General features: G+C 72.5%; 19 protein-coding genes. 14 read left to right on the forward strand and 5 right to left on the reverse strand.

Going from position 1 to position 19,864, the window contains the following annotated elements; genetic code table 11:
* The first annotated feature begins 55 nt into the window (after window positions 1-55).
* The 4 genes from ileS to ndk are packed head-to-tail and all read left to right on the forward strand — an operon-like array spanning window position 56 to window position 5,618.
* Window positions 56-3,439, forward strand: a complete 3,384-nt coding sequence (gene ileS, locus MRBLMI1_RS03230) for an isoleucine--tRNA ligase (protein WP_367726700.1) — start codon at window positions 56-58, stop codon at window positions 3,437-3,439.
* Window positions 3,436-4,788, forward strand: a complete 1,353-nt coding sequence (locus tag MRBLMI1_RS03235; protein WP_367726701.1) for a bifunctional folylpolyglutamate synthase/dihydrofolate synthase — start codon at window positions 3,436-3,438, stop codon at window positions 4,786-4,788. Before ileS ends, MRBLMI1_RS03235 begins: the two co-directional genes overlap by 4 nt.
* Entirely contained in the window at window positions 4,785-5,198 is a 414-nt protein-coding gene (locus MRBLMI1_RS03240) for a DUF4233 domain-containing protein (RefSeq protein WP_367726702.1), read from the forward strand. The genes MRBLMI1_RS03235 and MRBLMI1_RS03240 overlap by 4 nt, the downstream gene beginning before the upstream one ends.
* A 3-nt stretch (window positions 5,199-5,201) precedes the next feature.
* On the forward strand, window positions 5,202-5,618 hold the full coding sequence (gene ndk, locus MRBLMI1_RS03245; RefSeq protein WP_367726703.1) for a nucleoside-diphosphate kinase: 417 nt from the start codon (window positions 5,202-5,204) through the stop codon (window positions 5,616-5,618).
* Between the two features lie 96 nt (window positions 5,619-5,714).
* On the opposite strand, the gene MRBLMI1_RS03250 is transcribed toward ndk, so the two are convergent.
* Window positions 5,715-6,314 carry a vitamin K epoxide reductase family protein gene (locus MRBLMI1_RS03250; RefSeq protein ID WP_367726704.1) on the reverse strand — a complete coding sequence of 200 codons (600 nt, stop codon included), beginning with the start codon at window positions 6,312-6,314 and terminating at the stop codon, window positions 5,715-5,717.
* Window positions 6,315-6,605: 291 nt separating this feature from the next.
* On the opposite strand from MRBLMI1_RS03250, the gene MRBLMI1_RS03255 reads away from it, so the two are divergent.
* On the forward strand, window positions 6,606-9,179 hold the full coding sequence (locus tag MRBLMI1_RS03255) for an Rne/Rng family ribonuclease (RefSeq protein WP_367726705.1): 2,574 nt from the start codon (window positions 6,606-6,608) through the stop codon (window positions 9,177-9,179).
* Between the two features lie 52 nt (window positions 9,180-9,231).
* On the opposite strand, the gene MRBLMI1_RS03260 is transcribed toward MRBLMI1_RS03255, so the two are convergent.
* Complete coding sequence (locus MRBLMI1_RS03260) at window positions 9,232-9,507, reverse strand: DUF4031 domain-containing protein (RefSeq protein ID WP_367726706.1); 276 nt, start codon at window positions 9,505-9,507, stop codon at window positions 9,232-9,234.
* Window positions 9,508-9,723: 216 nt separating this feature from the next.
* On the opposite strand from MRBLMI1_RS03260, the gene rplU reads away from it, so the two are divergent.
* The 9 genes from rplU to rsfS all read left to right on the forward strand — a co-directional run bounded on the left by rplU (window position 9,724) and on the right by rsfS (window position 16,536).
* The gene (rplU, locus tag MRBLMI1_RS03265) at window positions 9,724-10,032 is read left to right on the forward strand and encodes a 50S ribosomal protein L21 (protein WP_138172328.1); all 309 of its coding nucleotides are present in this window, start codon (window positions 9,724-9,726) and stop codon (window positions 10,030-10,032) included.
* An 18-nt stretch (window positions 10,033-10,050) separates the two neighbouring features.
* Window positions 10,051-10,311 carry a 50S ribosomal protein L27 gene (rpmA, locus tag MRBLMI1_RS03270; protein ID WP_367726707.1) on the forward strand — a complete coding sequence of 87 codons (261 nt, stop codon included), beginning with the start codon at window positions 10,051-10,053 and terminating at the stop codon, window positions 10,309-10,311.
* Window positions 10,312-10,405: 94 nt separating this feature from the next.
* Window positions 10,406-11,950: a GTPase ObgE gene (obgE, locus tag MRBLMI1_RS03275; RefSeq protein ID WP_367726708.1), complete on the forward strand. Its 1,545-nt coding sequence runs from the start codon at window positions 10,406-10,408 to the stop codon at window positions 11,948-11,950.
* Window positions 11,947-12,783 carry a glutamate 5-kinase gene (gene proB / locus MRBLMI1_RS03280; RefSeq protein ID WP_367726709.1) on the forward strand — a complete coding sequence of 279 codons (837 nt, stop codon included), beginning with the start codon at window positions 11,947-11,949 and terminating at the stop codon, window positions 12,781-12,783. The genes obgE and proB overlap by 4 nt, the downstream gene beginning before the upstream one ends.
* Window positions 12,784-12,787: 4 nt before the next feature.
* Window positions 12,788-14,047, forward strand: a complete 1,260-nt coding sequence (locus MRBLMI1_RS03285; protein ID WP_367726710.1) for a glutamate-5-semialdehyde dehydrogenase — start codon at window positions 12,788-12,790, stop codon at window positions 14,045-14,047.
* A 51-nt stretch (window positions 14,048-14,098) separates the two neighbouring features.
* Entirely contained in the window at window positions 14,099-14,323 is a 225-nt protein-coding gene (locus MRBLMI1_RS03290) for a hypothetical protein (RefSeq protein ID WP_367726711.1), read from the forward strand.
* A 10-nt stretch (window positions 14,324-14,333) separates the two neighbouring features.
* The gene (nadD, locus tag MRBLMI1_RS03295; protein WP_367726712.1) at window positions 14,334-14,930 is read left to right on the forward strand and encodes a nicotinate-nucleotide adenylyltransferase; all 597 of its coding nucleotides are present in this window, start codon (window positions 14,334-14,336) and stop codon (window positions 14,928-14,930) included.
* Window positions 14,927-16,159 carry a hypothetical protein gene (locus MRBLMI1_RS03300; RefSeq protein WP_367726713.1) on the forward strand — a complete coding sequence of 411 codons (1,233 nt, stop codon included), beginning with the start codon at window positions 14,927-14,929 and terminating at the stop codon, window positions 16,157-16,159. Before nadD ends, MRBLMI1_RS03300 begins: the two co-directional genes overlap by 4 nt.
* The gene (gene rsfS / locus MRBLMI1_RS03305) at window positions 16,159-16,536 is read left to right on the forward strand and encodes a ribosome silencing factor (RefSeq protein WP_367726714.1); all 378 of its coding nucleotides are present in this window, start codon (window positions 16,159-16,161) and stop codon (window positions 16,534-16,536) included. Before MRBLMI1_RS03300 ends, rsfS begins: the two co-directional genes overlap by 1 nt.
* Window positions 16,537-16,860: 324 nt before the next feature.
* Here the strand turns inward: rsfS and MRBLMI1_RS03310 are convergent, their stop codons facing one another.
* From MRBLMI1_RS03310 to MRBLMI1_RS03320, 3 genes are read right to left on the reverse strand one after another with little or no spacing between them, the layout of a single operon-like run.
* Window positions 16,861-17,805 carry a TAXI family TRAP transporter solute-binding subunit gene (locus MRBLMI1_RS03310; RefSeq protein ID WP_367726715.1) on the reverse strand — a complete coding sequence of 315 codons (945 nt, stop codon included), beginning with the start codon at window positions 17,803-17,805 and terminating at the stop codon, window positions 16,861-16,863.
* The gene (locus tag MRBLMI1_RS03315; RefSeq protein WP_367726716.1) at window positions 17,802-19,172 is read right to left on the reverse strand and encodes a sensor histidine kinase; all 1,371 of its coding nucleotides are present in this window, start codon (window positions 19,170-19,172) and stop codon (window positions 17,802-17,804) included. Before MRBLMI1_RS03315 ends, MRBLMI1_RS03310 begins: the two co-directional genes overlap by 4 nt.
* On the reverse strand, window positions 19,169-19,825 hold the full coding sequence (locus tag MRBLMI1_RS03320; protein ID WP_367726717.1) for a response regulator transcription factor: 657 nt from the start codon (window positions 19,823-19,825) through the stop codon (window positions 19,169-19,171). The genes MRBLMI1_RS03315 and MRBLMI1_RS03320 overlap by 4 nt, the downstream gene beginning before the upstream one ends.
* Between the last annotated feature and the right edge of the window lie 39 nt (window positions 19,826-19,864).

Consider the following 19,864-nt stretch of genomic DNA (forward strand, 5'->3'; position numbering starts at 1 on the left):
GTACCGCGGTCCGAACGGATCGTCCCTGCAGGCGGACCCTGACCTGCGGAGTGACATGACCTACCCACGCCCCTCATCCTTCGGCCCGGCGGCGGACGCGGCATCCGTCGTCCCCAGCCCCCGCTTCCCCCGGATCGAGGACGACACCCTCGCCTTCTGGGCGGAGGACGACACCTTCCGCGCCTCGATCGCGAACCGCGAGGGCGCCGAGGAGTGGGTGTTCTACGACGGCCCGCCGTTCGCCAACGGCCTGCCGCACTACGGGCACCTGCTGACCGGCTACGCCAAGGACGTCTTCCCGCGCTTCCAGACCATGCGCGGCAAGAAGGTCGACCGCGTCTTCGGCTGGGACACCCACGGCCTCCCGGCGGAGCTCGAGGCCATGAAGCAGCTCGGGATCACCGAGAAGGACGAGATCGAGCGCATGGGCGTGGCGACCTTCAACGCCAAGGCCCGGGAGTCGGTGCTCGAGTACACGCGCGAGTGGCAGGACTACGTCACCCGCCAGGCCCGCTGGGTCGACTTCGAGCGCGGCTACAAGACACTCGACACGACCTACATGGAGAGCGTCCTGTGGGCGTTCAAGACCCTGCACGACAAGGGTCTCGCGTACGAGGGCTACCGCGTCCTGCCGTACTGCTGGCGCGACGAGACCCCGCTCTCCACGCACGAGCTGCGCATGGACGACGACGTGTACAAGATGCGCCAGGACCCCTCGGTCACCGTCACCTTCCCGCTCGTCGGAGCGAAGGCCGAGGCGCTCGGCCTCACCGGCGTCCGTGCGCTCGCGTGGACGACGACGCCGTGGACGCTGCCGACCAACCTCGCGCTGGCCGTGGGTCCCGGCATCCGGTACGCCGTCGTCGAGGGCGGCCCGCACGGCGCCGCCGACGTCCACCGCGCCCCCGACGGCACCCCCGACGAGGCCATCGAGGCGACCGCGCACCGCTACCTCCTCGCCGAGGACCTCCTGCCGAACTACGCGAAGGACCTCGGGTACGAGACCCCGGATGCCGCCCGCCAGGCCGTCCAGACCACGATCCTGGGCTCCGAGCTGGAGGGCGTCTCCTACGACCGGCTCTTCGACTACTACGCCGACGCGTCGGTGTGGGGGACGCAGGACGCCTGGAAGATCCTCGTCGACGACTACGTCACCGTCTCGGACGGTACGGGCATCGTGCACCAGGCCCCCGCGTACGGTGAGGACGACAAGCGCCTCGCCGACGCCGCCGGCCTGCCGACGATCATCTCCCTCGACGACGGCGGCCGCTTCCTGTCGGCCGTCACCGACGTGGCGGGGGAGCTGTGGCTGGATGCCAACCGCCCCCTCATCCGCCTGCTGAAGCAGGGTGGGCGTCTGCTGCGCGAGGCCTCCTACGAGCACTCCTACCCGCACTGCTGGCGCTGCCGGAACCCCCTCATCTACAAGGCCGTGTCGAGCTGGTTCGTGCGCGTGACCGACATCAAGGACGACCTGCTGGCGAACAACCAGCAGATCACCTGGGTGCCCGAGAACGTCAAGGAGGGCCAGTTCGGCAAGTGGCTCGAGGGCGCGCGCGACTGGTCGATCAGCCGCAACCGCTACTGGGGCTCGCCGATCCCGGTGTGGAAGAGCGATGACCCGAACCACCCGCGCGTGGACGTGTACGGCTCGCTCGCCGAGATGGAGGCCGACTTCGGCCGTCTGCCGCGAAACGCCGACGGCGAGGTCGACCTGCACCGCCCGTACATCGACGACCTCACGCGCCCCAACCCCGACGACCCGACGGGGCAGTCGACGATGCGCCGCATCGAGGACGTGCTCGACGTGTGGTTCGACTCGGGCTCGATGCCGTTCGCGCAGGTGCACTACCCGTTCGAGAACCACGACTGGTTCGACGAGCACGCCCCGGCCGACTTCATCGTCGAGTACATCGGGCAGACCCGCGGCTGGTTCTACGTCATGCACGTGCTCTCCACCGCGCTGTTCGACCGCCCCGCCTTCACGGGCGCCTCGTGCCACGGCATCGTCCTCGGCAACGACGGGCAGAAGATGTCGAAGTCGCTCCGCAACTACCCCGACGTGCGCGAGGTGTTCGACCGCGACGGCTCGGATGCCATGCGCTGGTTCCTCATGTCTTCGAGCGTTCTGCGGGGTGGGAACCTCGTCGTCACCGAGGAGGGCATCCGCGCGGGCGTCCGCGAGTTCCTGCTGCCGCTGTGGAACGCGTGGTACTTCTTCGCCACGTACGCCAACGCCTCGGGCGACGGCTACACCGCCGAGTGGCGCACCGACTCCACGGACGTGCTCGACCGGTACATCCTCGCCCTGACCGGCGACCTCGTCCGGGACGTCGCCGCGGACCTCGAGGGCCTGGACTCCACGACCGCGGCCGAGCGCCTGCGCGACTTCGCCGAGGTGCTGACCAACTGGTACATCCGCCGTTCGCGCGACCGCTTCTGGGTGGGCGTGACCGACGACCCGTCCAGCCGCGAGGCCTTCGACACGCTCTACACGGTGCTCGAGACCCTCACCCGCGTCGCCGCGCCCCTGCTGCCGCTCGTCACCGAGCGCGTCTGGCAGGGCCTGACCGGCGGGCGCAGCGTCCACCTGGAGGACTGGCCGGATGCCGCGGCGTTCCCCGCGGCCGAAGACATCCGCACCGCGATGGACACCGTCCGCGAGGTCTCCAGCGTCGCCAACGCGCTGCGCAAGCGCGAGGGCAAGCGCGTGCGCCTGCCGCTGCCGCGTCTGACGGTGGTGACCCCGGATGCCGCCGGCCTGGCGCAGTTCGACGACATTCTCCGCGAGGAGCTCAACGTCAAGACTGTGGAGCAGATCGCCCTCCAGGAGGGGACGGCGGGCGAGTACGGCATCACGCACCGCCTGTCCGTCAACGCCCGCGCCGCGGGCCCGCGCCTCGGCAAGCAGGTGCAGCAGGCGATCAAGGCCGCCCGGGAGGGCGACTGGAGCGAGGTCGACGGCCGGGTGGTCGCCGGCGGCATCCCGCTGGAGCCCGCCGAGTACGACCTCGTCGTGGAGACCGCGGGACGCCCCGAGGGCGAGGCGCTGGCCGTCCTGTCCTCGGGCGGGTTCGTGCTGCTCGACACCGTCACCACGCCGGAGCTCGAGGCCGAAGGCCTGGCGCGCGACATGATCCGCGGCATCCAGGACACCCGCAAGGCTGCCGGGTTCGACGTGAGCGACCGGATCTTCCTGTCTCTGACATTCGTCGAGGACGCCGACGCCCGATCCGTCGCGCAGGCGTTCGACGTCGCCGGCGTCGCGTCGGAGACCCTCGCGGAGAGTGTCGTCCTCGCCGGACCGAGCGGACGCCTCGTCGAGCGCGGGGCCATCCTCGCCGCCGAGCACGAGACCGTCATCGCCGCGAAGACCTACGCGAACACCGGGGCCGTCACCGTGGCGGTCGCCCGCATCTCGACCGGAGGCAGCGCATGAGCGACCGCACGAGAGCCGACGCCGTCTACAGCGCCCTCCTGGAGCGCCAGGGCGAGCAGTGGGTGCAGCCGCGCGTGGAGCGCACCCGCCGCGTCCTGGAGCTGCTGGACGACCCGCAGCGGACGTACCGCGTGGTCCACGTGACCGGGACGAACGGCAAGACCTCCACCAGCCGCATCATCGAGAGCCTTCTGCGGGCCCTCGGACTGCGCACGGGACTCTTCACCAGCCCCCACCTGGAGCGCTTCACCGAGCGCATCCTCATCGACGGGGAGCCCGTGGCGGATGCCGCTGTCGCCGACGCGTGGGACGAGATCCAGCCGTTCGTCGAGATGGTGGATGCCGAGCTGACCGCCGCCGGCGACGCGCCGCTGACGTTCTTCGAGCTGCTCACGGTGCTGGCCTTCGTGGCCTGCGCCGACGCGCCGATCGACGTGCTGGTCCTCGAGGTCGGCATGGGCGGGGCGTGGGACTCCACGAACACCGCAGACGGCGACGTCGCGGTCTTCACCCCGATCGACCTCGACCACACCGACCGCCTGGGCTCGACGATCCGTGAGATCGCGACCGTCAAGGCCGGCATCATCAAGGACGGCGCCGCCGTCGTGTCGGCCGCGCAGGCGCCCGAGGCCGCCGCCGTGCTGCGCGAGGCCGCGGCCGCCCGCGGAGCCTCGATCGCCTTCGCGGGACACGAGTTCGGCCTCGAGGTGCAGACGCTCGCCGTCGGCGGCCAGCTCATCTCGGTCCAGGGCGTGGCGGGGACCTACCCCGAGCTCTACCTGCCCCTGTACGGCGCGCACCAGGGCGCCAACGCGGCGCTCGCGGTCGCCGCCGTCGAGTCGCTCATCGGGGGCGGCTCGCAGCCGCTGAACGCGGACGTCGTCGCGGACGGCCTCGGCAACGCCACCTCGCCCGGACGCCTGCAGCTCGTCGGCACCGCCCCGACGGTCCTCGTCGACGCCGCGCACAACCCCCACGGCGCCCGCGCGCTCGTGGCCGCGCTCGACGAGGCGTTCGACATCGACGAGTGGGGCGCCGTCGTCGGCATCCTCGACGGCAAGGACGCGGTGGGCATCGTCGACGCCCTCGCGGGCGGTGTGGCGCGCGTGTTCGCCACCGCGCCCGACAGCGATCGCGCGACCGACCCCGACGCGGTGGCCGACATCGCCGAGGAGCGGGACCTTCCCGTCACCGTCCACCCGAGCCTGGAGGACGCCGCCGACGCCGCACGGGAGTGGGCGTCCGCCTCCGATCGCCGGGCCGTCGTCATCGCCGGGTCGGTCGTCCTCGCGGGCGAGGCGCTGCGGCTGTCGGAGCTGGAGAACTGGAAGGCGGGGTGGCAGGCGTGAGCCCGCGCGAGCCCCGCGCTCCGCGGGCACGCCGTCAGCGGGGCGCTCAGGAGTCGCTGGGCGCCGTCGTCCTCGGCTTCGAGTCCGTCATCGTCTTCCTCGGCGGTCTCGTGGTGTTCGGCCTGCGGGCGCTGCCCGCCGCGATCGAGCCGTGGTGGGGCATCGTCGGCGGCGCGCTGCTCGCCCTCGCGATGGTCGCCGTCTCGGGCCTGCTGCGCCACCGTTGGGCGATCGTCGTCGGCTGGGCGCTGCAGGTGGTGCTCGCCCTCGGCGCCTTCCTCGTCCCCGCGCTCCTGTTCGTCGCCCTCGTTTTCGGCGGCATGTGGGCGTATGCCACCATCAAGGGAGCAGCACTGGACCGGCAGAACGCCCGCCGTGCCGCCGACCCCGACCTCTCGAACGGAGAATGACCCATGGCCACCGAAGAGACCCTCGTCCTGGTGAAGCCCGACGGCGTCGCCCGCGGCCTGACCGGCGCGATCCTGGCCCGCATCGAGGCGAAGGGGTACGCCCTCGTCGACATCCGCCTCGTGGAGCCCGACCGCGAGCTCCTCGCCCAGCACTACGCCGAGCACGAGGGCAAGCCGTTCTACGAGCCGCTGCTGGACTTCATGCTCTCCGGCCCGTCCGTCGCGATCCGTCTGGCCGGCAACCGCGTCATCGAGGGCTTCCGCTCCCTCGCCGGCACGACCGACCCGACGACGGCGGCGCCCGGCACGATCCGCGGCGACTTCGGCCGCGACTGGGGTCTGAAGGTGCAGCAGAACCTCGTCCACGGCAGCGACAGCCCCGAGTCCGCCGCGCGCGAGCTCGGCATCTGGTTCGACTGAGCCCGTCCCGCACGACGGCCGTCGCCCCTGGGGCGGCGGCCGTCGTCGTTCCCGGCGGGGGTCTTCGTCGTCCCGGCGACGGGGGAGCGGGGAGGGTCAGGCGAAGGATGCCAGGACGTCGAGCCGCACCTGGGCGAGGACGGCGATGACGACGTAGCTGGCCAGCGCCATGAGCGGGACCCACGCCATCAGGCGGTCCGCGATCTCGCGCCCGCGTTCCCCCACGGGGACGACGCCCGTACGCAGGAGGTGCAGCGTCACGGCGTAGAAGGACGGGATGACGACCGACCAGGTCACCATGCACCACGGGCAGAGCGTCCCCAGGACGAAGATGCTCTGCGAGATCAGCCAGCAGACGAAGCTGAACGCGAACAGCATCCCGGCCCAGAAGGCCACCCAGAACCAGCGTGCGAAGCGGGCCCCGGCGAGCAGCGCGAACCCCACCACGACGGGGGCGATCCATGCCGCCAGGCCGATGAGCGGGTTCGGGAAGCCGAAGACGCTACCCTGCGCCGACGTGAGGTTCGCCGAGCACTGCACGAGGATGTTGATGTCGCACGACGCCGACGCGGTCGGGTCCGCGAGCAGCGTGAAACGGTCCATCGTCAACGAGAACGCCGCGTACCACCCGATGATCCCGGCGATGATGAGCCAGACCGCGAGCACGGACGGACGACGGGGGGCGTTGTCGGTCATGGTCCGATTCTTTCACCGCCGCCCATGGGGGCGCTGTGTCCGCGCGGGCGGCCGACCGCGCCGTCGACGTGCCTTCCCGATCCGGGACCGGTCCGTGCGATACTGGAGTCTCGATGAGCCGCGGCCGCGCCGCAGGATCATCACCAGAAGACTTCGGGCGATGACCGCCCTCGCAGCACGAGCCACCGGGCCTGCTGCAGACCGAGTGAGTTCGCGGCCCCGCCGGGTGCGGCGCCGCACGAGATTTCGCCGGGCGACGCGCGGTGTCGCCGGCCGAGGAGTTTGCCAGAGATGGCCGATGCAACGGACGAACAGAACAGCACCGACGACACGACCGCGGTGACCGACGACACGCAGCTCGCCAACGCGCAGAGCGCGGAGGCCCCGAGCCCCGACGCCCCCGCGGCCGACGCGCAGGACGCGGAAGCGGCCGACGCCGTCGACGCGGCCCCCGCCGCCGACGCGCCCGCCGACGTCGTCGACGCCGAGGAGGAGGTCGCGGACGTGCAGGAGGCCGAGGAGGCCGCCGCGACCGACACCGCACCGCCCGCGGTGCTGGCCGACGACACCGTCGCGGAGACGACGCCGGCGGAGCCGCAGGACGCCCCCGCGGCCGCGGCCGCGGAGTCCGGGACCCCGGACGCCGACGCGGCCGCGACGCCGGCGGCATCCGCTCCCTCCGCCCCGGCGAAGCCGGAGCGCCCCACGGCCGTCTCGCTCGGCCTGCTGCCCGAGGTCTTCGTGTCGGCCGTGTCGACGCAGCTGCACTTCTACGCCCCCGAGCTCCCGCCGATGCCCGCGCGGGACGAGGAGGAAGAGGACGACGACCGCGGGGAGGACCGCGCCGAGCGCGGCTCCGCCAACGCCCGCCGCCGCAACCGTCGCCGTGGCGGACAGAGCACGACCGCCGACGAGCCCGACGAGAACGAGGCCCCGCCCGCGCGCCAGCGCGCCGTCGAGCTCATCACCGAGCCGCAGCGCATCAAGGGCTCCACCCGCCTCGAGGCGAAGAAGCAGCGCCGTCGCGACGGTCGCGAGGCCGGCCGCCGCCGCCCCGTCGTCACCGAGGCCGAGTTCCTCGCCCGCCGCGAGGCCGTCGACCGCGTCATGGTCGTGCGCTCGAAGGCCGGACGCATCCAGATCGGCGTGCTCGAGGACAACGTCCTCGTCGAGCACTACGTCGCGCGCAACCAGGACGCCTCGCTCATCGGCAACGTCTACCTCGGTCGCGTGCAGAACGTGCTGCCGAGCATGGAAGCGGCCTTCGTCGACATCGGGCGCGGACGCAACGCCGTGCTGTACTCCGGCGAGGTCGACTGGGATGCCGTGGAGACCGGCAACCAGCCGCGTCGCATCGAGCTGGCGCTGAAGTCCGGCGACCGCGTGCTCGTCCAGGTGACCAAGGATCCCGTGGGGCACAAGGGCGCGCGTCTGACGAGCCAGATCTCGCTCCCCGGCCGCTACCTCGTGTACGTCCCGGGCGGCGCCATGAACGGCATCTCCCGCAAGCTCCCCGACACCGAGCGCGCCCGCCTGAAGAAGATCCTCAAGGAGGTCCTCCCGGAGTCGTCCGGCGTCATCGTGCGTACGGCCGCCGAGGGCGCGACCGAGGACCAGCTGACCCGCGACGTGCAGCGCCTCACCTCGCAGTGGGAGCACATCAGCTCGCAGGTGCAGAGCATCCAGGCCCCTGCGCTCCTGCACTCCGAGCCCGACCTGCTCGTCAAGATCGTCCGCGACGTCTTCAACGAGGACTTCACGCGCATGCTCATCCAGGGCGACGAGGCGCTCACCACCATCTCGAACTACCTCGCCAGCGTCGCCCCCGACCTGCTGGACCGCGTCGAGAAGTACGAGGGCGACCACGACCCGTTCGACGAGTTCCGCATCACCGAGCAGATCGAGAAGGCCCTCGACCGCAAGGTGTGGCTGCCCTCCGGCGGCTCGCTGGTCATCGACCGCACCGAGGCCATGACCGTCGTCGACGTCAACACCGGCAAGTTCGTCGGCTCGGGCGGCAACCTCGAGGAGACGGTCACCAAGAACAACCTCGAGGCCGCCGAGGAGATCGTCCGTCAGCTGCGCCTACGCGACATCGGCGGCATCATCGTCGTCGACTTCATCGACATGGTGCTGGAGTCCAACCGCGACCTCGTGCTGCGCCGCCTCATCGAATGCCTGAGCCGCGACCGGACGAAGCACCAGGTCGCCGAGGTCACCTCGCTGGGTCTCGTGCAGATGACCCGCAAGAAGCTCGGCCTCGGTCTGCTCGAGACGTTCAGCGAGGCGTGCGAGGTGTGCGCCGGTCGCGGCGTCATCGTCCACCACGACCCGGTGGTGAAGCACCGCCCCGCCGGCGGCAACGGAAACGGCAACGGCAACCGCAACGGAGACGGGTCGAACAACCGCCGCGGGCGCGGCGGCAACGGCAACGGGAACGGCGGTTCCGGGAACGGCAACGCGAACGGCGGCAACGGCACCAACGGCGCCGGCAACGGCGGGGGAGCGGCGGCGCCCGCCGGCGGCACGCACGTCATCACCGAGGGCGTGAAGTCCGCGCTTGCGCAGATCGCGGCATCCACGATCCACCCGACCGTCGACGACCCCGCCGTTGTAGAGGCGGCCGTCGTGGCGTCGGTCGAGGCCGTGATGGAGGCGGCGCCCGAGGCGCCCGTCCGCGAGAAGCGCCCGCGCAAGAAGCGCGAGCCCAAGACGCCGCGTACGGAGAAGGACCTGCTGCTCGAGTCCGTCCTGGAGGCGCTGCCCGAGCCAAAGGCTCCCGGTCAGGGCCGCTCGCGCCGCCGCGTGACGACCGCGGCCCTCACGGGCACCCCGGTCAACGCGCAGCCGTCCGACGAGTCCTGACGACCTCCGCGGCCGGGTCCGCCGTCCCATCGGGGCGGCGGACCCGGCCGTCTCAGGAGCGTCCGCGTCGCTCCCGCGCCGTGATCCGCAATCCGGAGGCGCGCAGTCGGCGCACGAGCTCCTTGCCGCCGACGTGCTCCGCACCCGCGCGCACGAGATCGGCGTGCCGCTCGTCGGGCACGTCGTAGTGGTCGAGGTCGAAGGCCCGACGCGGGATCCCCGCGGCGGCGGCGAAGGCGTGCAGCTCGGCGAGATCGCTGTCGCTCACGAGGTGCGCCCACAGGCGACCGTGCGCGGGCCACTGCGGGTCGTCGATCAGGATCGCCATTCCGGAATCCTACGGTCGACACGCGGGTCGGATGCTTTTGCCGGATGCCGCCCGGTGAGCTAAACTCGACCCTTGGTGCGTCGCGTCCGCTTCTGATAGGAGCGAGACCCCCCGGGCTCCGCCCGCCGGATCGCACCGAGACTTGGGTCCGCAAGGGCCCTCCCAACGTCATCAGACAACCGGAGCTCCGCGCTCCCGAACGAAAACAGGTGTGAAGTGGTTTACGCAGTTGTGCGCGCCGGCGGCCGCCAGGAGAAGGTCCAGGTCGGCACCATCGTCGTGCTCGACCGCCAGAAGGCGAAGATCGGCGAGAGCATCCAGCTGCCCGCCGTCCTGTTCGTCGACGGCGACGCGGTCACGACCGACGCCGACAAGCTCGCGAAGGTCTCGGTCACGGCCGAGGTGCTCGGCGAGGAGCGCGGCCCCAAGATCGTGATCCAGAAGTTCAAGAACAAGACCGGCTACAAGAAGCGCCAGGGCCACCGCCAGGACCTCACGCGCGTCAAGATCACCGGCATCAAGTAAGAGCCAGGAGACGCAGAGATGGCACACAAAAAGGGCGCAAGCTCCACCCGTAACGGTCGTGACTCCAACGCACAGCGCCTCGGCGTGAAGCGCTTCGGCGGTCAGGTCGTCCTCGCCGGCGAGATCATCGTCCGCCAGCGCGGCACGCACTTCCACCCCGGCGCCAACGTCGGCCGCGGTGGCGACGACACCCTCTTCGCCCTCGCCCCCGGCGCGGTCGAGTTCGGCACCAAGGGCGGCCGCAAGGTCGTCAACATCGTCGCCGCAGCTGCGGAGTGATTCCCGCGCTTCGGCGCTCGAGGGGGTGGGCGCTGCCCACCCCCTCTTCGTTTTCCCGCGTCGGCTCCGCCGGCCCCATCCGGAAGGACCCGCCATGGTCACCTTCGTCGACCGCGTGACCCTGCACCTGCGTGCGGGAAAGGGCGGCAACGGCTGCGTCTCGGTGCGCCGTGAGAAGTTCAAGCCGCTGGCCGGTCCCGACGGGGGCAACGGCGGGAGCGGCGGCGACGTCGTCCTCGTCGCCGACCCGCAGACGACGACGCTGCTGTCGTACCACCACTCGCCGCACCGCGCGGCCGGCAACGGCGGGTTCGGCATGGGCGACCACCGTTCGGGCGCCCTGGGCGAGGACCTCGAGCTGCCCGTCCCGCTGGGCACCGTGGTCAAGGACGCCGACGGCACCGTGCTCGTCGACATGCTCACCCCGGGGATGCGCTTCGTCGCCGCTCCCGGTGGTCTCGGCGGCCTCGGGAACGCGGCACTGGCCTCGCCCAAGCGCAAGGCGCCGGGCTTCGCGCTTCTCGGCACCCCCGGCTACGAGGGCGACGTCGTCCTCGAGCTCAAGACCGTCGCGGACGTGGCCCTGGTGGGCTTCCCCTCCGCCGGCAAGTCGAGCCTGATCGCCGCGGTCTCGGCGGCGCGCCCGAAGATCGCCGACTACCCCTTCACGACCCTCCACCCGAACCTCGGCGTGGTCCAGGCGGGCGACGCGCGGTTCACGATCGCCGACGTCCCCGGGCTCATCGAGGGCGCGAGCGAGGGCAAGGGCCTGGGCCTGGAGTTCCTCCGTCACGTCGAGCGCTGCACGGCGCTCGTCCACGTGCTCGACTGCGCCACGCTCGACCCGGGCCGCGACCCGCTGAGCGACCTCGACGTCATCCTCGCCGAGCTCGCCGCCTACCCGGTCCCCGAGGGCCAGACCCCGCTCCTGGAGCGGCCGCAGATCGTCGCGCTGAACAAGGTGGACGTCCCCGAGGCGCACGAGCTGGCCGACTTCGTCCGGCCCGACCTCGAGGCCCGCGGGTTCCGCGTGTTCGAGATCTCCACCGTCAGCCGCGCCGGCCTGCGCGAGCTCACCTTCGCCCTCGGCGAGATCGTCGAGCAGCACCGCCTCGCGACCGTCGACCAGGCCCCGGCGGAGCGCGTCGTCATCCGTCCCCGCGGCTCCGAGAAGGACTTCACGATCAAGGTCGAGGGCGGCACCTACGGGCCCGTGTACCGGATCCTCGGCGACAAGCCGGTCAAGTGGGTGCAGCAGACCGACTTCCAGAACGAGGAGGCCGTCGGCTACCTCGCCGACCGTCTCGCGCGCCTCGGCGTCGAGGACGGCCTGTTCCGCGCGGGCGCGGTCGCCGGCGCCACGGTCGTCATCGGTCCCGGCGACGGCATCGTCTTCGACTGGGAGCCCACCCTCACCTCCGCGGCCGAGCTCATGACGGCCCCCCGCGGCACGGACCCGCGCCTCGTGCAGAACTCGCGCCGGACCTCCTCCGAGCGACGCGAGCAGTATCACGAGCGGATGGATGCCAAGGCCGACGCCCGCGCCGAGCTCGAGGCCGAACGCCGCGCGGCGCGGGCCGCGGGCATCTCGCCCGACGGCGACTCCTCGGCGCTCTCGTCCGAGGACGAGGAGCGGTGACCGCGACGACCCGCGCCGACATCCCGCGCTCCGCACGCGTCGTGGTGAAGGTCGGCTCGTCCTCGATCAGCGGCGACGGCGCGCACCGTATCGACACGATCGTCGCGGCGCTGTCGGACCTCGTCGCGACCGGGACGGAGGTCGTGCTGGTGTCGTCCGGCGCGATCGCCACGGCCCTCCCGCTCCTCGACCTGGGGGAGCGCCCCAACGACCTCGCGACCCAGCAGGCCGCGGCCGCGGTGGGCCAGAACGTCCTCATGTGGCGGTACCAGACGTCCCTCGACCGGTTCGGCCTCCTCGCCGGGCAGGTCCTCCTCACGGCCGGCGACCTTGAGAACGCGACCTCGCGGTCGAACGCGCGCCGCGCGATGGAGCGCCTACTGGGCCTCGGCATCCTGCCGATCGTCAACGAGAACGACACCGTCGCGACGCACGAGATCCGCTTCGGCGACAACGACCGCCTCGCCGCGCTGGTCGCCCGCCTCATCGGCGCCGATGCGCTGGTCCTGCTCAGTGACATCGCCTGCCTGTACACACGGCCGCCGAGCGAGCCCGGGGCGCAGCCCATCACCCACGTGGCGTGGGGCGACGACCTCGAGGAGTTCGAGTTCGGTGCGGGCGTGGTCAACGGCGTGGGCACCGGCGGAGCGGCGACCAAGGCCTCCGCGGCCAAGCTCGCCTCCACGGCCGGCGTCGGCGTCCTCGTCACGAGCGCCGACCTGGTGGCATCCGCCCTCTCCGGAGACGACGTCGGCACCTGGTTCGCGCCGAATCCCGACCCGGTGACCCTCGCGACCGGCCCGGTGGGGGCCGTCGCCCCGGCGGTAGACTGAGCCGATGACCACGATCGCCGCCTCCGTCGAGGACCGCCTGCGCCTGGCGAAGGACGCCGCCCGCGAGATCGGGCTCCTGGATGCCGCCGCGAAGACGGCTCTGCTGACGGCGATCGCCGACGGGCTCGAGGCCGCCACCGACGACATCGTCACGGCGAACGCGGAAGACCTGGAGCGCGGTCGCCGCGACGGCATCGGCGACGCCCTGCTCGACCGGCTGCGCCTGGACGCGGAGCGCGTCGCTTCGCTCGCGTCCGCCGTGCGCGCCGTCGCCGAGCTGCCGGACCCCGTCGGCCGCGTCCTCGACAGCCGCACCCTCCCGAACGGCCTCGCCCTCCAGAAGGTCGCCGTGCCGTTCGGCGTGGTGGGGTCCATCTACGAGGCGCGTCCCAACGTGACCGTCGACATCGCCGCTCTCGCGCTGCGCTCCGGCAACGCCGTGGTCCTCCGCGGCGGGTCGGCCGCCCAGAGCTCCAACGCCGCCCTCGTGGACGTCATGCGCGCCGCGCTGGAGACGCAGGGCGTCTCGCCCGAGGCCATCCAGACGGTCGACGACTTCGGCCGCGAGGGGGCGCGGGCCCTCATGAACGCGCGCGGCCTCGTCGACGTGCTCGTCCCGCGGGGCAGCGCCGGACTCATCGAGACGGTCGTGACCGAGTCGACGGTGCCGGTCATCGAGACCGGGGCCGGCGTCGTGCACATCTATCTCGACGCGACGGCCCGCGACGCCTGGGCCCGCGACATCGTCCTCAACGCCAAGACGCAGCGCCCGAGCGTGTGCAACGCGGTCGAGACCGTCCTGGTCCACCGCGCCGCCGCCGACCGTCTGGTCCCCGAGCTCGTCGCCGCGCTCTCCGACGCCGGCGTGCGCGTGCACGGCGACGAGACCGTCGCGGGCTTCGACGCGCGCGTCATCCCCGCGACCGAGGACGACTGGGCCGCCGAGTACCTCAGCCTCGATCTCGCCGTCCGCGTCGTGGACGACCTCGACGCCGCCCTCGACCACATCCGCCGCTACTCGACGCAGCACACCGAGTCGATCATCACCGAGGACGCGGCATCCGCCTCCCGCTTTCTCGCCGAGGTCGACTCCGCCGTGGTGCTCGTGAACGCCTCCACCCGTTTCACCGACGGCGGCGAGTTCGGCTTCGGCGCCGAGGTGGGCATCTCGACCCAGAAACTGCACGCCCGCGGCCCCATGGGCCTCGCCGAGCTGACGAGCACCAAGTGGCTCGGGCGCGGCGACGGGCAGATCCGCCCCTGACCGCCTAAAATGACTGTGGCTCACGCCGCAGACTTCCCGAACGGAGCACCGATGACTTTCGCCACGCTGACCGCCCTGGCCGCCGAAGGGGCCGAGCACCACGGCGGCAACGTCCAGGCCGAGACGTTCATCTTCGGCGTCATCGCCTTCGTGGCGTTCGTCGCGCTGAGCCTCGTGACCCTGTCGTACCGCAACGTCGCCAACCGTCACGCGAACAAGGCCGACGCCTGGACGCGCAAGAACGGCACGCCCACTCCCGAGGCGCACGGCCACTGAGGCCGACCATATGTCGGTGACGCGCGCCCCTCGCATCGGGGTCATGGGTGGGACGTTCGATCCCATCCATCATGGTCACCTGGTCGCCGCCAGCGAGGTCGCCCAGTCGTTCGACCTCGACGAGGTCGTCTTCGTCCCCACGGGCCGCCCGTGGCAGAAGGACCAGGTCACCTCGAGCGAGCACCGCTACCTCATGACGGTCATCGCGACCGCGGCGAACCCGCAGTTCACCGTGAGCCGCGTCGACATCGACCGCGAGGGCCCCACCTACACGATCGACACGCTGCGCGACCTGCAGCGCGAGCGCCCCGGCGCCGACCTGTTCTTCATCTCGGGCGCCGACGCGGTCGCGCAGATCCTCGGATGGCGCGACCACGAGGAGCTGTGGGAGCTGGCGCACTTCGTCGCCGTCTCCCGTCCCGGTCACGTCCTCTCGACGGAGGGGCTGCCGAGCGACGACGTCAGCCAGCTCGAGATCCCCGCGCTGTCGATCTCGTCCACCGACTGCCGCGCCCGCGTCCGTCGAGGCCACCCCGTGTGGTACCTCGTCCCGGACGGCGTCGTGCAGTACATCGCGAAGCACCACCTCTACCGGAGCAAGGCATGAGCACATCCGATTCCTCGACGCCCCCGCTGACGCGTCGCCAGTTGCGCGAGCTGCGCAACACCGGAGCGACGCCGGTCATCACCCCGGACATGACCCCGGCGGATGCCGCCCCCGCGGAGCCGTCCACTCCCGACGAGACCGTCATCGACGCGGTCCCCACCGCCGAGGACGAGGGCGCCGCGCCCGCCTCGACGGACGCCGACTCCTCCGCCTCGACGGACGCCGACTCTCCCGCCTCGACGGACGCCGGCGCTGGCGCGGACGGGGACGGCGACGCCCTCGCGGAGCAGCCCGCCACCGATGACGCCGCTCCCGCCGCGGAGGGTGACACCGTCGCCGCGGACCGCGACGACGGTGTCACCACGACGCCGGCCGGCCCGTCGGCCCCGCTGGCCCGCGCGGCCGCCCCCGTCTCCTTCGCCCCGCCCATGACCGATGCCGGTCTCGACCTGGGTGTCGGCGGTCTCGACATGGGCGTCGGCGGCCTGACCCGTCGTCAGGTGCGGGCGCAGGAGAAGATCCGCACCGCGTCCATCCCGGTCATCACGCCCGACTTCGACCCGGCCCCCGCCACCGCGGTGCAGCCGGTCGTGGCCGAGCGCGCCGAGACGACGCCCGCCTCCGCGGCATCCGAGACCCCCGCCATCTTCAAGCCCGCCGTCGCCGACGACACCGATGAGACGCCGGTCGCCGCGGACGCCGAGGCCCCGCGCGATGACGCCCCGGTCGCCGTGGTCAACCCGAGCCTCGGCTCCGAGCTGCTGGAGGGGGCGACGCCCGAGGTGTCGCTGCCGCCGTCCTTCGACCAGCTCATCGCGCGTAGCGCCTCCGCCACCGGGTCGATCTCCACCCCCAACGCGCTCATCCTCTCGCAGACCCCGACGGGCGCCCCGCTCGTGGCGCCGGTCACCGCGACCGGCGAGGTGCTCATCACGGGCACGTTCGACCTCCCCGAGGGACTCGGTTCCATCGGGCACGCCCCCGGGACGACCGACGGCCGCGACGCCGACGCCGTCCTCATCGACGGCGAGCTCCCGCCCGCCTCCTCGCCGACCCCCATCGCCGCCAGCGCGGCGATCAGCACCGTCAAGCAGCCGGGTGAGATCATCCGGCCGCCGGCGCCCGAGAAGGGCAGCCGACTGATGATCGGACTGATCATCACCACCGGAGCCCTGGCGATCGCCGTCGTCGGCGCGCTCGTGCTTGCTTTCACGACAGGAGTCTTCTGATGCCGGCTACCCAGAACGGCCGCGACATGATGCAGATCGCGGCAGCCGCCGCCGACGCGAAATCGGGGGAGGACCTCGTCGCGCTCGACGTCTCGGAGCCGCTGCCGCTCGTCGACATCTTCCTCCTCGTCACCGGCCGCAACGAGCGCAACGTCGCCGCGATCGCGGACGAGATCGAGGAGAGGCTGCTCGAGGCCGGCCACAAGCGCCTGCGCCGCGAGGGCCGGCAGGAGTCCCGCTGGGTCCTGCTGGACTTCGGCGACCTCGTCGTCCACGTCTTCCACGAGCAGGAGCGCGTCTACTACGGTCTCGAGCGGCTCTGGAAGGACTGCCCGGTCGTCCCGATCGACCTGCCGGCACCCACCACCGCCGACTGACCCGCAGGATCCCGGATGCCTCTCGACCTCGCGTCGGGGGGCATCGGCGTTTCCGGCGCCCTCCCCGGGCCGATGCGCCCCTCGGCCCTGAGTTGGCGCAGATGTACGCCGCAGGGCCCTCCCCGCGTACATTCACGCCAACTCACCGCCCCCGTGGGGCAGCTCCTCCGCTGAGTTGGCGCAGATGTACGCCGCAGGGCCCTCCCCGCGTACATTCGTGCCAACTCACCGCCCCCGGGGGAGCAGCTCCTCCGCTGAGTTGGCGCAGATGTACACTGCAGGACCCTCCCCGCGTACATTCGTGCCAACTCACCGGCCCGGGGGTCAGCCGTAGCGCTCGCGATACCGTCGGGCGGCGGCAGGATGCAGCGGCACGGGCACCGTGTCGATGAGGCTCGCCGGGGTCAGGTACTGCACGCCGGCGGCATCCGGGGGCACGAGGGCACGCGCGTCGTCGATGAGGATGTCGACGAGCGCAGCGACCGCGTCGTCGTTCAAGGACGACCGCGCGAGCAGCAGGTTCGCGATGCCGATCGTCGCCACCGGCTCCTCCCCGCCGTAGACCCCCGCAGGGATGGCCGTGGCGATGTACGCCTCCGGGTACTGCTCGCGCAGCCGCGGGAGCACGGTCGTGGTGTCCAGCACTCGCAGGGCCGTCGTGCCGGACAGCGCGGCGATCTGCGGCGTCGGCACCCCGCCCGACCAGAAGAGGGCGTCGATCGCGCCTGTGCGCAGCTGCGTCGCCGCCTCGCCCAGCAGGCGCTCCACGACCACCGGGCCGTCGGGGACGGCGAGGAGTCCCGCGGCCGCCAGCACCCGGCGCGCCGTCGCGGCGGCGCCCGATCCCGGCGCACCCAGCGAGACGACGCGACCCGACAGGTCGCCGAGGGTCCGGATGCCGCTGTCGGCGCGAACCACGCACTGGAGGTAGTTCTGGTACACCCTCCCCACGGCGACGAGGTCCGAGGTCGGGGAGCCGGCGGCGGAGTCCGCGAGCGACAACGCGAGCGCGACCCGGTCGGCGTCGAGGAGGGACAGGTTCTCGACGCTGCCCTCCGTCACGAGCGGCCGCAGGCGGAGCCGACCGGACCGCTGCGCCGCCTCGGCGAGCAGGCGACCGAACTCCAGATAGCTCCCGCCGTCCTCGCCGCACCCGACGTCCAGGGTCGCAGGGGGCGCGACGTCGCAGCCGGCCAGGGCGAGAAGCCCCGTGCCCGCGAGCCCGGTCAGCACGGCGCGGCGCGTCAGCCCGGCGGACGGAGCGCTCACGCGGCATCCCATCGCAAGGAGGCCCGCAGACCGCCCTCGGGCGACCGGGCGAGCTCCAGCCGGCCGCCGGATTCCGTCATGAGCTGATCCACGATGGCCAGGCCGAGGCCCGTGCCCGTCCGCCCCTGGTGCCGGCCGGCGCGCCAGAAGCGGGTGCCCATGCGGGCGAGGTCGTCGTCGCGGAGGTCCGTGCCGGTGTCGTCGACGCGGATCACGGGACCCGGCTCGACGGTCACGCGCACCTGCGCGCCCGGCCCGGCGTACTGGAGGGCGTTGTCGACGAGGACGTCGACGATCTCGTCGAGGTCCGCGCGGGGGAGGGGCGGCGAGAGCACGGGGGCGGCGTCGGCGACGAGCGTCAGCCCGGCGGCGGCGAGCCGGTCGCGATGCCGGTCGGCGAGGTCGGCGGCCGACAACGGACCCGAGCGGCCCCGGTCGTCCTCCGCCGGCCCTCGCCGACGCGTGGAGACGCGGTGTTCGGCGTTCGCGAGCACCAGCATGCGGTCGACGGTGTGCTCGAGCCGGTCGAGGTCCTGCTCCACTGCGGCGACGTCGGCGGCATCCTCCGCGGACCGCGGGAGGGCGTCCACGCGCAGCCGGATGGCGGCGAGCGGATTGCGCAGCTGGTGCGATGCGTCGGCGACGAACCCGCGCTGCTGCTCGAGCGCGTCCTCGACCTCCACCGCCATGCGTGAGAACGCCCGGCTCAGGCTCCGCAGTTCGGGCGGACCGCTCGCCGGCACGCTCTCCAGCGGCCGGTGCGCGGCGACGGCGGCCACCGCGGCGTCGAGCGCCTTGACGGGGCGGAGCACCCATCGCGTCCAGAGGAGGGATGCCGCCATCAGCGCGACCAGCAGCAGACCGCCGACCGCGGCCACGAGCAGCCACCCGAGGGTGACGTCCGTCCGCGCTTCGCGCAGGTCGACCCGGAGCACGACGACGCCGCGGGGCAGGTCCCCGGCCGCGATGACCGGCACGGCCACATCGGCGGTGTCCCCGCCCCACGGCAGCACCGTCGGCAGCGACCACTGGGGGAGCGTTCGCGACGCGGCGGTCACCAGGGCGTCGACGCGGTCGTCGCGCACGAGGTCGCCGGCGCGGGCGGCCACGTCGCCGCGCTCGTCGAGGACGAGCACCGCCTCGCCGTACGTCCGCTCGAAGCGCTCGAGGTACGCCTGGAGAGCGGCCGTGTCGCCCTGCGCGAGAGCGGTCCGGGCGCGTTGGACGATCTGCTCGGCCGCGGCGGTCCGCTGCAGCGCGAGCTGCGACGTCCGCGTCTGGGCGATCGCCTGCCCCACGGGGATGAGCACCGCGATCACGGCGATGAGCCCGAACACGAGCAGCGGCAGCAGCACGCGCCGCCTCACGAGTCGTCCTCGAGGCGGTAGCCGAAGCCGCGCACGGTCGTGATGCGGACGCCCGGCAGCTTCTGACGTACTTGCGCGAGATGCACGTCGAACGACCGCGACGACGCGGCGTAGGCGTCGCCCCACACCTCGTCGAGGACCTGCTGGCGGCTCACGATCTGTCCGCTCCGGCGCGCCAGGGCCACGAGCAGCCCGAACTCGGTCGGTGTCAGCGTGACGGCCTCGCCGGCGGAGTCCACCGTCCGCGCGACGACGTCGACGGCGAGGTCGCCCACCACGATCCGCTCGGCCTGGTGCGGGCGGGCGTACCGGCGGACGACCGCGCCCAGCCGCGCGAGCAGCTCGTGGAGCCGCACGGGCTTGACAAGATAGTCGTCCGCGCCGAGGCTCAGGGCGCGCACGGTGGAGCGCTCGTCGCCGCGGGCGGTCACGACGATCACCGGCACCTCGCTGACGGCCCGCAGCTGCGTGAGCGCGTCGAGGCCGTCCATGTCCTCCAGGCCGAGGTCGAGCAGCACGACGTCGGCGTCGCGGTGGCGCAGCAGCAGGTCGCTCCCGCGGGCGACGCGCGCGCAGGTGTGACCGGCGCGCGCGAGCACCGACGTCAGGGCGGCGGCGACCGACGCGTCGTCCTCGGCCACGAGCACACGCATGGCCCCATCGTAGGCACAGCCCCGCCGCACCCCCGGTCC

Origin of the sequence: Microbacterium sp. LMI1-1-1.1, assembly GCF_040815675.1 — a bacterium.
Classification (GTDB): domain Bacteria; phylum Actinomycetota; class Actinomycetes; order Actinomycetales; family Microbacteriaceae; genus Microbacterium.